This is a genomic window from Streptomyces sp. NPDC043176 (assembly GCF_056436715.1).
The window spans coordinates 134,648-149,428 of the sequence record NZ_JBWKCA010000013.1; the positions used below are offsets into that span (position 1 = coordinate 134,648).

General features: G+C 73.2%; 10 protein-coding genes and 1 riboswitch. Of the genes, 6 read left to right on the forward strand and 4 right to left on the reverse strand.

Annotated features, from left to right (window positions below):
• Position 1: 1 nt before the first annotated feature.
• Together AC067A_RS22330 and AC067A_RS22335 are read right to left on the reverse strand one after the other, a co-directional pair.
• Complete coding sequence (locus AC067A_RS22330) at positions 2 to 691, reverse strand: DUF7342 family protein (RefSeq protein ID WP_479244239.1); 690 nt, start codon at positions 689 to 691, stop codon at positions 2 to 4.
• A complete protein-coding gene (locus AC067A_RS22335) occupies positions 688 to 2,463 on the reverse strand; it encodes a sensor histidine kinase (RefSeq protein ID WP_479244240.1) in 1,776 nt (591 codons plus the stop codon). The genes AC067A_RS22330 and AC067A_RS22335 overlap by 4 nt, the downstream gene beginning before the upstream one ends.
• Before the next feature lie 212 nt (positions 2,464 to 2,675).
• Here AC067A_RS22335 and AC067A_RS22340 point away from each other — a divergent pair, with 212 nt between their 5' ends.
• Positions 2,676 to 3,725 carry a CobW family GTP-binding protein gene (locus tag AC067A_RS22340; protein WP_479244241.1) on the forward strand — a complete coding sequence of 350 codons (1,050 nt, stop codon included), beginning with the start codon at positions 2,676 to 2,678 and terminating at the stop codon, positions 3,723 to 3,725.
• Here the strand turns inward: AC067A_RS22340 and AC067A_RS22345 are convergent.
• On the reverse strand, positions 3,722 to 6,181 hold the full coding sequence (locus tag AC067A_RS22345) for a DNA gyrase/topoisomerase IV subunit A (RefSeq protein ID WP_479244242.1): 2,460 nt from the start codon (positions 6,179 to 6,181) through the stop codon (positions 3,722 to 3,724). The two genes, AC067A_RS22340 and AC067A_RS22345, sit on opposite strands and share 4 nt — an antisense overlap.
• A gap of 181 nt (positions 6,182 to 6,362) precedes the next feature.
• On the opposite strand from AC067A_RS22345, the gene AC067A_RS22350 reads away from it, so the two are divergent.
• The 4 genes from AC067A_RS22350 to AC067A_RS22365 all read left to right on the forward strand — a co-directional run bounded on the left by AC067A_RS22350 (position 6,363) and on the right by AC067A_RS22365 (position 11,148).
• A complete protein-coding gene (locus tag AC067A_RS22350; RefSeq protein WP_479244243.1) occupies positions 6,363 to 7,721 on the forward strand; it encodes a M16 family metallopeptidase in 1,359 nt (452 codons plus the stop codon).
• Complete coding sequence (locus tag AC067A_RS22355) at positions 7,718 to 9,115, forward strand: M16 family metallopeptidase (protein ID WP_479244244.1); 1,398 nt, start codon at positions 7,718 to 7,720, stop codon at positions 9,113 to 9,115. The genes AC067A_RS22350 and AC067A_RS22355 overlap by 4 nt, the downstream gene beginning before the upstream one ends.
• Before the next feature lie 199 nt (positions 9,116 to 9,314).
• Positions 9,315 to 9,479, forward strand: a riboswitch (cyclic di-AMP (ydaO/yuaA leader).
• Between the two features lie 12 nt (positions 9,480 to 9,491).
• On the forward strand, positions 9,492 to 10,262 hold the full coding sequence (locus AC067A_RS22360; protein ID WP_479244245.1) for a M23 family metallopeptidase: 771 nt from the start codon (positions 9,492 to 9,494) through the stop codon (positions 10,260 to 10,262).
• A 202-nt stretch (positions 10,263 to 10,464) separates the two neighbouring features.
• Positions 10,465 to 11,148 carry a GntR family transcriptional regulator gene (locus tag AC067A_RS22365; RefSeq protein WP_479244246.1) on the forward strand — a complete coding sequence of 228 codons (684 nt, stop codon included), beginning with the start codon at positions 10,465 to 10,467 and terminating at the stop codon, positions 11,146 to 11,148.
• Between the two features lie 152 nt (positions 11,149 to 11,300).
• On the opposite strand, the gene AC067A_RS22370 is transcribed toward AC067A_RS22365, so the two are convergent.
• The gene (locus AC067A_RS22370; RefSeq protein ID WP_479244247.1) at positions 11,301 to 11,582 is read right to left on the reverse strand and encodes an HPr family phosphocarrier protein; all 282 of its coding nucleotides are present in this window, start codon (positions 11,580 to 11,582) and stop codon (positions 11,301 to 11,303) included.
• Positions 11,583 to 11,757: 175 nt separating this feature from the next.
• Here AC067A_RS22370 and AC067A_RS22375 point away from each other — a divergent pair, with 175 nt between their 5' ends.
• A complete protein-coding gene (locus tag AC067A_RS22375; RefSeq protein ID WP_479244248.1) occupies positions 11,758 to 14,769 on the forward strand; it encodes a bifunctional acetate--CoA ligase family protein/GNAT family N-acetyltransferase in 3,012 nt (1,003 codons plus the stop codon).
• Positions 14,770 to 14,781 lie beyond the last annotated feature (12 nt).

Consider the following 14,781-nt stretch of genomic DNA (forward strand, 5'->3'; position numbering starts at 1 on the left):
CTCACGCGGCGGGCGGCGAGGCGGCCCAGGCGTACCGGTGCTCGGGGCGGCCGGTCTCGCCGTACCGGAGGGAGAGACGCACCCGGCCGGTACGTTCGAGGAGCTTCAGGTAGCGCTGCGCGGTCTGCCGGCTGACTCCGGCCCGTTCGGCGATCTCCTGGGCGGAGAGCGGTCCGGCGGCGGCGAGCAGTACCTGCCGGACCAGCTCGGCCGTGGTGGGGGAGTGCCCCTTGGGCAGGTCGGGGGCGACGGTACCGGCCGCGAGGACGCCGAAGATCCGGTCCACCTCGGACTGTTCTGCCTCGCCGCCGCTCTCCAGGGCGCGGCGGAGGGTCGCGTACGCCTCCAGCTTGGTGCGCAGTCCGGCGAAGTTGAACGGCTTCACCAGGTACTGCAGGGCGCCGTGCCGCATCGCCGCCTGGACGGTCGCCACGTCCCGGGCGGCCGTCACCATGATCACGTCGCACTGGTGGCCTCGGGCGCGGAGCTCCCGCACGGCCGCGAGACCGTTCTCGTCGGGCAGGTAGTGGTCCAGGAGGATCAGGTCCACCGGCTGCCGGTCCAGGGCGGCGAGCGCCTCGGCGGTCGAGTGCGCGGTGGCGACCACCCGGAAGCCCGGCATCTTGGCGACGTAGGCGGCGTTGATCCCCGCGACCCGTACGTCGTCGTCCACCACGAGCACGTCGATCATCGCGCCTCCTCGGCGAAGGTGGAGCCCGGGTGGGGCCGGGCCGGGTACGGATCGGCCGCGGTGGAACCCGGGTCGGGCCGAGTGGGCTCCGACAGGGCGGGGGCCTGGTGTGACGGTGCGGGGTCCGGCTCGGTCGCGGAGGGATCGGGGTCGGTCAGGGCGTCGGGGAGGACGACGGTGAACTCGGCGCCCCCGTCCGGTCCCGCGGCCACCCGGGCGGTGCCGCCCCGGCGCTCGGCCAGCCGGCGTACGAGGGCGAGGCCGAGGCCCCGTTTCCCGTGCGACGGGAGCTCCTTGGTCGTCCAGCCCTCGGTGAAGATCAGCTCGCGGCGCTCCTCCGGGACCCCGGGTCCACTGTCCGAGACCCGCAGCACGACCGTACGGCCCTCGGCGCGGAAGGCGAGGCCGATCCGGGCGTCCGGGGTGCCGGCGACGGCGTCCAGCGCGTTGTCGACGAGGTTGCCGACCACGGTGACCAGCTCGCGCGGGTCGACCAGCCGGTCGGGCAGCAGTGAGTCGGGCGCGAGGCGCAGGGACACCGCGCGCTCGGCGGCGACGGTCGCCTTGCCGACCAGGAGGGCGGCGAGGAGCGGGTCGTGGATCTTCTCCGTGACCTGCTCGGCGGTGGCCCGGTGCACCCCGACCGCCTCGGTGACGAACTCGACCGCCTCCTCGTGCATCTCCAGCTCCAGGAGGCCCAGGAGGGTGTGCAAGCGGTTGGCGTGCTCGTGGTCCTGGGCGCGCAGGGCGTCGATCAGTCCCCGCGTCGAGTCGAGCTCGCGACCGAGGTGCTCCAGCTCGGTGCGGTCGCGCAGGGTCGCCACGGCGCCGCCGTCGTCCGTGGGCATCCGGTTGGCGATCAGCACCCGGTGCCCCCGGACGGTGACCAGGTCGTCGCCGGTCACCCGGCCCGCGAGGACGTCCGCCGTGCGGCCGGTGCCGAGGACCTCGTCGAGCGGCCGGCCGGCCGCCTCGGGGCCGAGGCCGAGGAGCCGCTGGGCCTCGTCGTTCATCAGGCGCACGGAGCCGTTGCGGTCCAGGGCGACGACGCCCTCGCGGATGCCGTGCAGCATGGCCTCGCGTTCGGCGAGCAGCGCCGAGATGTCGGAGAAGGCCAGGTCGTGGGTCTGGCGCTGGAGACGCCGGGAGATCAGGTACGCGGCCAGGGCGCCGGCCGCGAGGGCGCCGCCCGCGTAGGCGAGGAGGCCGGGGATGGCCGCGAGGAGCCGGTCGCGGACGCTGTCGTACTCGATGCCGATGGAGACGGCGCCGACGATCCGGCCGTCCGCGTCCCGCAGCGGCACCTTGCCCCGTGCCGAACGCCCCAGGGTGCCGCTGTCGATCTCCATCACCTCGTGCCCGGCCAGCACGTCGCTCGGGTCGGTGGAGACGAGCCTGCCGATCTCGGCGGGGTCGGTGTGCGACCAGCGCACGCCGCGGGTGTCCATGACCACGACGTACTCGGCGTCCGTCGCCGTCCGGATCCGCTCGGCCTCCGTCTGTACCGGCCCCCGCGCGGACGGCGGGCTTCCGGTGAGGTCGGCGGCGAGCCGGGGCGACGCGGTGGTGTCGGCGATGGCCAGCGCCTGCCGCATGGCCTGGTCGTCCAGCTGCGCGCTGAGCGGGGCGAGGAACAGGCCCGTGGCCAGGACGGTCACACCGGTCGCGATCGCCAGCTGCATCAGCAGGACCTGCGAGAACACCCGCTGCGGCCAGCCGAACCGCCGATGGCGCGCCGCGGGGCGCGGGGGGCCGGTCTGTGCGGGGTTCATGGCCGAAACGGTACGGCGACATGCCCCGCGACCGGAAACGTGACCGCGCGGATCCGCAGGGGCGGACGTTCGGGGCACGGGCCCTCCCGCCCCGCTGCCCCGCGCGGATCCGGAGGGGCGGACGGCCGGGGCGCGGGTGGGCCCCGCCCCCCGCTGCCTATCCTGGGGGTTTCCCACAGCCGTGGGGCACGAAGGAAGCGGAGGCACGTCCCTTGACCACGCAGCAGATCCCCGTCGTCGTTCTCGCCGGGTTTCTCGGGGCCGGGAAGACCACGCTCCTGAACCACGTGCTGCGCAGCGCCCGGGGCACCCGTATCGGCGTCATGGTCAACGACTTCGGGGACATCGGGATCGACGCGATGACCGTCGCCGGACAGGTCGGCTCGACGGTCTCGCTGGGCAACGGGTGCCTGTGCTGCGCCGTGGACGCGAGCGAGCTCGACGAGTACCTGGAGGTGCTGGCCCGGCCGTCGTCGCGGCTCGACGTGATCGTCATCGAGGCGAGCGGCCTCGCCGAGCCGCAGGAACTGGTCCGCATGGTGCTGGCCAGCGAGAACGAGCGGATCGTGTACGGAGGGCTCGTCCAGGTGGTCGACGCGGCCGAGTTCGCCACCACCCGGCAGCGGCACCCCGAGACCGACCGGCACCTGCCGATCGCCGACCTCGTCGTCGTGAACAAGGCCGACCGGGTCTCCGAGGACGAACTGCGGGACGTCCACGAGACGGTCCGCGGCCTCGCGGGCAAGGCCGCGGTCGTCGACGCCCGGCACGGGCGGATCGACCCGGAGCTGCTCTTCGACCGGGTCGTCCCCGAGGGGGAGATCGAGGGGCAGATGTCCATCGAGGACGTCCTGTACGGCGAGGACGACCCGCACGCCCACCCGCACGCGGAGTACGAGACCGTCTCCCTCGCGGCCGCGGCGCCGCTCGACCCCCGTCGGCTCATGGCGTTCCTGGACGCCCGGCCGGAGGGCCTCTACCGGATCAAGGGTTTCGTCGACTTCGGCGCCGCCGACCCGGTCAACCGCTACACCGTGCACGCCGTCGGCCGTTTCCTGCGCTTCTACCCCGAGCCGTGGCCCGAGGGCGAGGAGCGTCTCACCCAGCTCGTCCTGATCGGCTCCGGCATCGACGCGGCCGGCCTGCGCAAGGAGCTCGCCGCCTGCGAGCTGAACGGCCCGCAGGACGCCCCCGACGAACACGGGATGTGGGGCGTCCTGCGGTACGTGCCGCGCACGGAGGAAGAACCGGACGAGAGCTAGCTCGCCGGGCCCGCCACCACGTCGACGGCCCGGGGGAACGGGGTGCCCGAGCCGTCGCGGCGCGGGTCGGGCTCGGGCAGCGGCACCGGGGCGCCGGTCTTCTGCGCGGCGCGCGCCGGGGTGGCCCCGGCCCAGGCGAAGGTCAGCACGTCCTCGCCCTTCAGGAAGCGCTGGCAGCGGACGCCGCCGGTCGCGCGGCCCTTGCGCGGGTACTGGTCGAAGGGCGTCAGCTTCGCCGACGTACCCGTCGAGGAGTCGAGGGTGCCCGTGGAGCCCGCGACGGTGAAGACGACGGCGTCCGCCGCCGGGTCGACCGCCGTGAACGAGAGCACCTCGGCGCCCGCGGTCAGCTTGATGCCCGCCATGCCGCCCGCCGGACGGCCCTGGGGCCGTACCTGCGAGGCCTGGTAGCGGAGCAGCTGGGCGTCGGACGTGATGAAGACCAGGTCCTCCTCGCCCGTGCGCAGCTCGGTCGCGCCGACGATCCGGTCACCGTCCTTGAGGGTGATGACCTCCAGCTCGTCCTTGTTCGCCGGGTAGTCCGGGACCACGCGCTTCACCACGCCCTGGAGCGTGCCGAGCGCCAGCCCGGGCGAGGACTCGTCGAGCGTGGTCAGGCAGACCACCGTCTCGTCCGCCTCCAGGGTGAGGAACTCGGAGAGCGGCGCGCCGCCCGCCAGGTTCGGGGCGCTCGCCGTGTCCGGGAGCTGCGGCAGGTCGATCACGGGGATCCGGAGCAGCCGGCCGGCCGAGGTCACCGCTCCGACGTCACCGCGCTGGGTGGCCGCCACCGCGGACAGGATCACGTCGTGCTTGACCCGGGTGGAGTCCGGGTCGACCGGGGGCAGCTCCGCCGTCGCCGTACGGGCCAGCAGGCCGGTGGAGGAGAGCAGGACCCGGCAGGGGTCGTCCGCGACCTCCAGGGACACGGCCGTGACGGGCGCGCCGGCGGACTCGAGCAGGACCGTCCGCCGGTCGGTGGCGAACTTCTTGGCGATCACGGCCAGCTCTGCCGAGACGAGCTTGCGCAGCTCGGCGTCGGAGTCGAGGATGCCGGTCAGTTCGTCGATCTCGCCGTTGAGCCGGTCGCGCTCGGTCTCCAGCTCCAGCCGGTCGAACTTGGTGAGGCGGCGCAGCGGGGTGTCCAGGATGTACTGCGTCTGGATCTCGCTCAGCGAGAAGCGCTCCATCAGGCGCTCCTTGGCCTGCGCGGAGTTCTCGCTCTCCCGGATGAGGCGGATGACCTCGTCGATGTCGAGCAGCGCGATGAGCAGGCCGAGGACGAGGTGGAGCCGGTCGCGCTTCTTGGTCCGGCGGAACTCGGAGCGGCGCCGGACGACCTCGAAGCGGTGGTCGAGGTAGACCTCGAGGAGCTCCTTGAGGCCGAGGGTGAGCGGCTGTCCGTCGACGAGCGCCACGTTGTTGATGCCGAAGGACTCCTCCATCGGCGTCAGCTTGTAGAGCTGCTCCAGGACGGCCTCGGGCACGAAGCCGTTCTTGATCTCGATGACGAGGCGCAGGCCGTGGCTGCGGTCGGTGAGGTCCTTGACGTCGGCGATGCCCTGGAGCTTCTTGGAGCCGACCAGGTCCTTGATCTTGGAGATGACCTTCTCGGGGCCGACCGTGAACGGCAGCTCGGTCACGATGATGCCCTTGCGGCGGGCCGTCACCGTCTCCACGGTCGCCGTGGCGCGGATCTTGAAGGAGCCGCGGCCCGACTCGTACGCGTCCTTGATGCCGGTGAGGCCGACGATCCGGCCGCCGGTGGGCAGGTCGGGGCCGGGCACGAACCGCATCAGGGTCTCGAGGTCGGCGCCGGGGTGCCGGATCAGGTGGCGGGCGGCCGCGATCACCTCGCCGAGGTTGTGCGGCGGCATGTTGGTCGCCATGCCGACCGCGATGCCGGACGCGCCGTTGACCAGCAGGTTCGGGTAGGCGGCGGGGAGCGCGACCGGCTCCCGCTCCTGGCCGTCGTAGTTCGGCGAGAAGTCGACCGTGTCCTCGTCGATGGACTCGGTCATGAGCAGCGCGGCCGGGGCCATCCGCGACTCGGTGTACCGCATGGCGGCCGGCGGGTCGTCGTTGCCGAGGGAGCCGAAGTTGCCGTGGCCGTCGACGAGGGGCAGCCGCATGGAGAAGGGCTGCGCCATGCGGACCATGGCGTCGTAGATCGACGCGTCACCGTGCGGGTGCAGCTTGCCCATCACCTCGCCGACGACGCGGGCGCACTTGACGAAGCCGCGGTCGGGGCGCAGGCCCATCTCGCCCATCTGGTAGACGATGCGGCGCTGGACGGGCTTCATGCCGTCGCGGGCGTCGGGCAGGGCGCGCGAGTAGATCACCGAGTACGCGTACTCGAGGAAGGAGCCCTGCATCTCGTCGACGACGTCGATGTCGAGGATTCGCTCCTCGAACGCGTCGTCCGGCGGCGGTGTCTTCGTGCTGCGGCGGGCCATCGCGGCTGCGGCTCCTTCACCAACAAGGTTGATCTGACGCGGACCATTGTGGACCGTGCCACCGACAACGCCGACCGCGACCCGGAAGAGGGACATCAGGACCCGGCGGGAACTTCGCGAGGTGTCGGCGCGCTTGCATACAGTGGCAGGACTTTTTCACATCCCGATCGAAGGGACGTACATGCCCATGGGTCACACGGCCACGGCCGAGGCCGGCTCCGGCGGCCTGACAGCGACCGAGCACCGGCTGGCGAACGGCCTGCGTGTGGTGCTCTCGGAGGACCACCTGACCCCGGTCGCCGCGGTCTGTCTCTGGTACGACGTCGGCTCGCGCCACGAGGTCGAGGGCCGCACGGGCCTCGCCCACCTCTTCGAGCACCTGATGTTCCAGGGTTCGAAGCAGGTCCACGGGAACGGCCACTTCGAGCTGGTGCAGGGCGCGGGCGGCTCGCTCAACGGCACGACGAGCTTCGAGCGCACCAACTACTTCGAGACCATGCCCACCCACCAGCTGGAGCTCGCGCTCTGGCTGGAGGCCGACCGCATGGGCTCGCTGCTGGCCGCCCTGGACGACCAGTCCATGGAGAACCAGCGGGACGTCGTCAAGAACGAGCGCCGCCAGCGGTACGACAACGTGCCGTACGGCACGGCCTTCGAGAAGCTCACCGCCCTCGCCTACCCGGAGGGCCACCCGTACCACCACACCCCGATCGGCTCGATGGCCGACCTGGACGCGGCGACGCTGGAGGACGCGCGGAACTTCTTCCGCACGTACTACGCGCCGAACAACGCGGTGCTGTCCGTCGTGGGCGACATCGACCCGGCGCAGACCCTCGCCTGGATCGAGAAGTACTTCGGCTCCATCCCGCAGCACGACGGCAAGCGGCCCCCGCGCGACGGCACGCTGCCCGACGTCATCGGCGAGCAGCTGCGCGAGGTCGTCGAGGAGGAGGTCCCGGCCCGCGCGCTGATGGCCGCCTACCGCCTGCCGCACGACGGCACGCGCGAGTGCGACGCCGCCGACCTGGCGCTGACGGTCCTGGGCGGCGGCGAGTCCTCCCGGCTGCACAACCGGCTGGTCCGCCGTGACCGCACGGCCGTCGCCGCCGGCTTCGGCCTGCTGCGGCTCGCCGGCGCGCCCTCCCTGGGCTGGCTGGACGTGAAGACGTCCGGAGGGGTCGAGGTCCCGCAGATCGAGGCGGCCGTCGACGAGGAGCTCGCCCGGTTCGCCGCGGAGGGCCCCACGCCCGAGGAGATGGAGCGCGCGCAGGCCCAGTTGGAGCGCGAGTGGCTCGACCGGCTCGGCACCGTCGCGGGCCGCGCCGACGAACTGTGCCGGTTCGCCGTGCTGTTCGGCGACCCGCAGCTCGCCCTGACCGCCGTCGACCGGGTCCTGGACGTCACCGCCGAGGAGGTGCGGGCGGTCGCCCAGGCCAAGCTGCGCCCCGACAACCGCGCGGTGCTGGTCTACGAGCCGCTGGCGACCGAGCAGAGCGACCACGCCGACGGCGATGACGAGGAAGAGGGAGCGGACCAGTGACCGACGCCGCCGTGTCTTTGACGAGCATGGACTTCCACCCGCAGCCGGAGCCGGGCGTCGCCAGGCCGTGGGCCTTCCCCGCCCCGGACCGCGGGAAGCTGGACAACGGTCTGACGCTGCTGACCAGCCACCGCCCCGGCCAGCAGGTCGTGGCCGTGGAGATCTTCGTGCCGGCCCCGCTGGACGCGGAGCCGGCCGGCCTCGACGGCGTCGCCACCATCATGGCCCGCGCGCTCTCGGAGGGAACGGACCGGCGCAGCGCCGAGGAGTTCGCGGCCGAGCTGGAGCGCTGCGGCGCCACGCTCGACGCGCACGCCGACCACCCGGGCGTACGGGTCTCCCTGGAGGTCCCGGTCTCCCGGCTGCCCAAGGCGCTCGGGCTGCTCTCCGAGGCCCTGATCGCCCCGGCGTTCCTGGAGACCGAGGTCGAGCGCCTGGTGCGCAACCGTCTCGACGAGATCCCGCACGAGACGGCCAACCCGTCCCGCCGCGCCGCCAAGCAGCTCTCCAAGGAGCTCTTCCCGGCCGAGTCCCGGATGTCCCGGCCGCGCCAGGGCACCGAGGAGACCGTCGCCGCGATCGACGCCGCGGCCGTCCGCGCCTTCTACGAGGCGCACGTCCGGCCCGGCACGGCCACGGCCGTGGTCGTCGGCGACCTGACGGGGGTCGACCTCGACAAGGTCCTCGCGGACACGCTGGGCGCCTGGACCGGCGAGCCGGCCGAGCCGCTCCCGATGCCGCCGATCACGGCGGACGACACCGGACGGGTCGTCATCGTGGACCGCCCCGGAGCCGTCCAGACCCAGCTGCTCATCGGCCGGATCGGTCCCGACCGGCACGACCGCGTCTGGCCGGCCCAGGTCCTCGGCACGTACTGCCTGGGCGGCACCCTCACCTCGCGGCTCGACAAGGTCCTGCGCGAGGAGAAGGGCTACACGTACGGCGTGCGGGCCTTCGGCCAGGTGCTCCGCTCGGACGCCGAGGGCAACGGCGCCTCGATGCTCGCCATCAGCGGCTCCGTCGACACCCCCAACACCGGCCCGGCGCTCGGGGACCTGTGGCAGGTGCTGAGGACCCTCGCCGCCGAGGGGCTCACCGACGCCGAGCGCGAGACCGCCGTGCAGAACCTGGTGGGGGTCGCGCCGCTCAAGTACGAGACGGCCGCCTCCGTGGCCGGGACGCTGGCCGATCAGGTCGAGCAGCACCTTCCGGACGACTTCCAGGCCCAGTTGTACGCGCGCCTGGCCGAGACCGGCACGGTCGAGGCGACCGCGGCCGCGGTGAGCGCCTTCCCGGTGGACCGGCTCGTCACGGTGCTGGTGGGCGACGCGGCGGAGATCGCGGATGCGGTGCGGGAGCTCGGCATCGGCGAAGTGACCGTCGTGACGGGCTGATTCCGGCTCCGGCGTGACAACGAGAGGGCCCTGGCGGCATGTTCGCCGGGGTCCTCCCGTTTGTCCGTATTGGGATCAAGACTGATCATTTGCCCTGTGGCATGTCTTACAAAAAGCGTGTCTGGTTGGTGAATGAAAGACGATCCGCATAGCGTCGGGGCGGCTGTTCGTCAGTTGCACGTGCCGCAGCCGCGGCATCGGACAGTCATCGCCGAGTCCCCGTCAGGCGCGAGCCTGGGGAGCCGGGGACCCACATGAGTCCCTGGGGTGAATCGGACGCCTTCGTCCCGTACGGAGGGGCCCGTAGGAGACCTTCCTGCTCCGAACCCGTCAGCTAACCCGGTAGGCGAGAAGGAAGGAAAGGATCAGCCCCTACATGGCGTTCACCCGTGCCACCGGGAAGCATCGTGGTCCGAGCCGGATGGCGCGCCGCGGCGTGGGCATCGCCGGCGTCGCGACCCTCGCCACCACCGGCGTCATCGGAACCCTCGCCTCCCCGGCGCTCGCCGCCGACACGGACAACCGCTCCGCCGAGGACACCGGCCTCACCAAGGTGATCACCGAGAACTCCCTCGTGGACCGGATCGACGCCCAGGCCGCCGCCCAGGAGCAGGAGGCCGTCGAGGCCGTCGCCCAGGCGAAGGCCAAGGCCGAGGCGAAGCGCAAGGCCGAGGCCCGCGCCAAGGAGATCCGGCAGGAGCGCGAGCGCGCCGCCCGCGAGGCCGAGCGCCGCCGCCTGAACTCCTTCCAGCTTCCCGTCGCCGGCTCGTACGTCTCCACCGGCTACAAGACCGGCGGCTCCCTCTGGTCCTCCGGCAGCCACTCCGGCGTCGACTTCCACGCCGCCTACGGCAGCCGGGTCGTCTCCGTCGGCTCCGGCACCGTCGTCGAGGCCGGCTGGGGCGGCGCGTACGGCAACAACATCGTGATCCGGATGAACGACGGCACGTACACCCAGTACGGGCACCTCTCCTCCATCGGCGTCTACGTCGGCCAGACCGTCGAGCCCGGCCAGCAGATAGGCGTCTCCGGCTCGACCGGCAACTCCACCGGCCCGCACCTCCACTTCGAGGCGCGCACGAGCCCCGACTACGGCTCCGACATCAACCCGGTCGCCTACCTCCGCGCCCGCGGCGTCGAGGTCTGACCCTCCGGCCCGTTCCGCACCGCGTCGCAAAAGCCCCGGCTCGTACTGAGCCGGGGCTTTTCGCTGCCCGGAAGACGGCCGCATAAGGCGATGAATTCCGCCGGGGCTTCGGAAATCCCGGTGCGCTGCCATAGAGTCGATGGTCGGGCGCAGAACAGGCGCCGCTCGAATTGTCTCGCGCGGACCAAAGCGGAGGTCGGACATGCGCATTCCCGCGCATTCGGTATGCACGGCGATCCGGGACGACATCGTCTCCGGCGTCCACGAGCGGGGCGGCCGGCTGACCGAGGAACAACTCGCCCGCCGGTACGGGGTCTCCCGCGTCCCGGTCCGCGAGGCCCTGCGCACCCTGGAGTCCGAGGGGTTCGTCGTCACCCGCCGGCACGCGGGGGCACACGTCGCCGAGCCCACCGACCAGGAGGCGGCCGACCTCCTCGACATGCGGTCGCTGCTCGAACCGCTGGGCGCCGCGCGCGCCGCGCAGCGCCGCACCGACGCCCACCTCAAGGTCTTGCGCGGCCTGGTCAGGCTGGGGCAGGAGCGCGCCAGGCGCGGCCAGGGCGAGGACCTGCGCTCGCTCGGCGGCTGGTTCCACGAGACGCTCGCCCAGGCCTCGGGCAGCCCGGCCCTGACGGCGCTGCTCACCCAGCTGCGGCACAAGATCGCCTGGATGTACGCGGTGGACCTGCCCACGCATCCGGTGGAGGCCTGGGCCGAGCACGGTGCCATCGTGGACGCGGTGGCGCGCGGGGACGCCGAGCGGGCCAGGGCGCTCACCGTGCTGCACGCGGAACGCTCGCTGTCGCTGCACCGGCTGAAAAAGCCGGCCGGTGGCCCTGTGAGGGTTTCGCAACATGCAGTCAACACGGCGAGTGCCCGGAATTAACGAGCGCGCCGTATACAAAGAGCAGGCATTCCGCCGGTTATTCGTGCTGCCTGAAAAGGCGCTGAGAATACCGCCCGAAAGGCACCGCGAAAGGCGAATGGCCGTGTCGCCGGAATTCGGCGACACGACCATTCGTCGTGCGGGGGACCGGCTCAGACGGTCTCGGGGAGTTCGTCCAGACCCTCGGCGACCAGCTTCGCGAGACGGTCCAGCGCGACCTCGGCGCCGTCGGCGTCCGAAGCGAGGACGATCTCCTCGCCGCCCTGCGCGCCCAGGCCGAGCACCGCGAGCATGGACGCGGCGTTCACCGGGGTGCCGTCGGACTTGGCGATCGTCACCGGCACGCCGGAAGCCGTGGCGGCACGGACGAAGATGGACGCGGGGCGGGCGTGCAGGCCCTCGGCCCAGCCGACGTTGACGCGGCGCTCAGCCATGGTGTTGCCCTTCAAGTCTCAAGCGGGTTGTCTAGACCAGTCTCTCATGTGCTGCGTGGTGCTCGCGCCGACCTTCGACCCGGACGGGACCGCCCTTCGGCCCTCCCTACCTTGCACGGCGCGCACCCGCCGCGCGAGCGGTGCCACGTGCGTGTCGCGGCCTTAGGCTGACCCCATGCAGAGCGCGTCGGAGCAGTCGGAAGCGGCGGAACGACCGGCCCCGCCGGCACCCCCGGAGCACGCCTACCCCGACCACTGGGAAGCGGACGTGGTGCTCCGCGACGGCGGCACCGCGCGCATCAGGCCCATCACCGCCGACGACGCGGACCGGCTGGTCAGCTTCTACGAGCAGGTCTCCGACGAGTCGAAGTACTACCGCTTCTTCGCGCCCTACCCGCGCCTCTCCGCCAAGGACGTCCACCGCTTCACCCACCACGACTTCGTGGACCGGGTGGGACTCGCCGCGACCGTGGGCGGCGAGTTCATCGCCACCGTGCGCTACGACCGCATCAACGCGCAGGGGATGCCCGCCTCCGCCCCGGCGGACGAGGCCGAGGTCGCCTTCCTCGTCCAGGACGCCCACCAGGGCCGCGGCGTCGCCTCCGCCCTCCTCGAACACATCGCGGCCGTGGCGCGCGAGCGGGACATCCGGCGCTTCGCCGCCGAGGTGCTCCCCGCCAACAACAAGATGATCAAGGTCTTCACGGACGCCGGCTACACCCAGAAGCGCAGCTTCGAGGACGGCTCCGTCCGGCTCCACCTCGACCTCGAACCCACCGACCGCTCCCTCGCCGTCCAGCGCGCCCGGGAGCAGCGGGCCGAGGCGCGCTCCGTGCAGCGGCTCCTCAACCCCCGGTCCGTCGCCGTCGTCGGCACCGGACGCGCGCCGGGCGGCGTCGGCCGCACCGTCCTGCGCAACCTGATCGGGGCCGGCTTCACCGGACGCGTGTACGCGGTGAACGCCTCGCTCACCGACGGGCCCGCGGAGCTCGACGGCGTCCCCGCCCACTCCTCCGTCGGCGCCATCGGGGAGCCGGTGGACCTGGCGGTCGTCGCCGTCCCCGCCGAGCGGGTGCCGGAGGCCGTCGCGGACTGCGGCGAGCACGGAGTACGCGGCCTCGTCGTGCTCTCCGCCGGATACGCCGAGAGCGGGCCGGCCGGCCGCGACCGCCAGCGCGAGCTCGTACGGCAGGCCCGCTCGTACGGCATGCGGATCATCGGGCCCAACGCGTTCGGGATCATCAACACCGCCGACGACGTGCGGCTCAACGCCTCGCTCGCCCCGCAGATGCCGGCCGCCGGGCGCATCGGGCTCTTCGCCCAGTCCGGCGCGATCGGGATCGCCCTCCTCGCCGGGCTCCACCGGCACGGCGCGGGCCTCTCCTCCTTCATCTCGGCCGGCAACCGCGCCGACGTCTCCGGGAACGACTTCCTCCAGCACTGGTACGACGACCCCGGCACCGACGTCGTCCTCCTCTACCTGGAGTCGATCGGCAACCCCCGCAAGTTCACCCGGCTCGCCCGCCGCACCGCCGCCGTCAAACCGGTCGTCGTCGTCAAGGGCGCCCGGCACAGCGGCAGCGCCCCGCCCGGCCACCGGGTGCCGGTCACCCGCATCCCGCACGCCACGGTCTCCGCGCTGCTCCGCCAGGCCGGCGTGATCCGCGTCGACACCGTCACCGAACTCGTCGACGCCGGACTCCTCCTCGCCGCCCAGCCGCTGCCCGCCGGACCCCGGGTGGCGATCCTCGGCAACTCCGAGTCGCTCGGCCTCCTCACGTACGACGCGTGTCTGACGGAGGGGCTGCGCCCGCTGCGGCCGCTCGACCTGACGACGGCGGCGGAGCCGGCGGACTTCAGGGACGCGCTGGCGGCGGCCCTCGCGGACGAGACCTCCGACGCGGTCGTCGTGACCGCGATCCCGTGGGTCGGCGAGAACGGTGCCACCGAGTTCGGCGACGGCGAGGTCCTCGCCGCCGCCCTCCGCGAGGCCGTCGCCTCCGCACCCGCGCCCAAGCCGGTCGTCGTCGTCCACGTGGAGATGGGCGGCCTCGCGGAGGCCCTCGCCGTCGCGACCAGCACGCGGCCGACCCCGGCGGGCCGCGCCGCCGCGCCCGGCGCCCGCCCCGCCACCCGCCGTACGGACCAGGCCGCGACACCCCCCGACCCCCACGCGGTCACCCCCGGCCCGCTCGCCCCCGACGCCCGGAACCCGGGTGCCCTCGCGCCCGGCTCCCCGGCGTCCGCGGGCCCCGGGACCGCCGCGTCCACCCCACAGACCACCCCCGCCCCTCCCGCCGCACCCGCGACCATCCCCGCCTACCCCGCCGCCGAGCGGGCCGTGCGGGCACTGGCCGAGGCCGTGCGGTACGGGCAGTGGCGGCGTCAGGCGGCCGACCCCGGGCGGGTGCCCGAGTACGAGGACATCGACGAGGCCGGGGCCGCCGCGCTCATCGAGCACGCGCTCGGCGGCAGGGACGGCGACGGCACGGACGCCCGCGGTGTGACCCTCGACACCGACCAGGCCGGCGAGCTGCTCTCCCGCTACGGGATCGACGTGCTGCCGACGCTGCCCGCGCCGACCCCCGACGAGGCGGTCTCGGCCGCCGCCCGGCTCGGCTACCCCGTCGCCCTGAAGACGACCGCCCCGCACCTGCGCCACCGCCCCGACCTCGGCGGCGTCCGCCTGGACCTCGCCTCCGAGGAGCAGCTCCGCACGGCGTACGCCGAGCTGACCGAGGTCCTCGGCAAGCCGGAGGAGCTCCTGCCGGTGGTCCAGGCGATGGTGCCCCGGGGCGTCGACACCGTCGTCCGCTCCGCCATCGACCCGGCCGTCGGCGCCGTCCTCTCCTTCGGCCTGTCCGGCGCCGCCTCCGAACTGCTCGGCGACACGGCCCACCGCCTGGTGCCGGCCACCGACCGGGACGTCGCCGAACTCGTCCGCTCCCTGCGCACCGCACCGCTGCTGTTCGGCTGGCGCGGCTCCGCGCCCGTCGACACCCCGGCCCTCGAGGAGCTGCTGCTCCGCGTCTCGCGGCTCGTCGACGACCACCCCGAGGTGGTCGCCGTCTCCCTGGAGCCGGTCGTCGTGGCACCGCGCGGCCTCTCCGTCCTCGGCGCCACCGTCCGCCTCGCCCCGCCCCCGCCCCGCACCGACCTCGGTCCCCGCAGCCTGCCGAGTTACTGACGGGGCCGGAGG

What these genes read in the sequence shown, in the direction of transcription:
- AC067A_RS22375 (WP_479244248.1), top strand. Translation starts at nt 11,758, where the DNA reads ATGCAGAGCGCGTCGGAGCAGTCGGAAGCGGCGGAACGACCGGCCCCG.
- AC067A_RS22365 (WP_479244246.1), top strand. Translation starts at nt 10,465, where the DNA reads ATGCGCATTCCCGCGCATTCGGTATGCACGGCGATCCGGGACGACATC.
- AC067A_RS22330 (WP_479244239.1), bottom strand. Translation starts at nt 691, where the DNA reads ATGATCGACGTGCTCGTGGTGGACGACGACGTACGGGTCGCGGGGATC.
- AC067A_RS22370 (WP_479244247.1), bottom strand. Translation starts at nt 11,582, where the DNA reads ATGGCTGAGCGCCGCGTCAACGTCGGCTGGGCCGAGGGCCTGCACGCC.
- AC067A_RS22345 (WP_479244242.1), bottom strand. Translation starts at nt 6,181, where the DNA reads ATGGCCCGCCGCAGCACGAAGACACCGCCGCCGGACGACGCGTTCGAG.
- AC067A_RS22360 (WP_479244245.1), top strand. Translation starts at nt 9,492, where the DNA reads ATGGCGTTCACCCGTGCCACCGGGAAGCATCGTGGTCCGAGCCGGATG.
- AC067A_RS22350 (WP_479244243.1), top strand. Translation starts at nt 6,363, where the DNA reads ATGCCCATGGGTCACACGGCCACGGCCGAGGCCGGCTCCGGCGGCCTG.
- AC067A_RS22335 (WP_479244240.1), bottom strand. Translation starts at nt 2,463, where the DNA reads ATGAACCCCGCACAGACCGGCCCCCCGCGCCCCGCGGCGCGCCATCGG.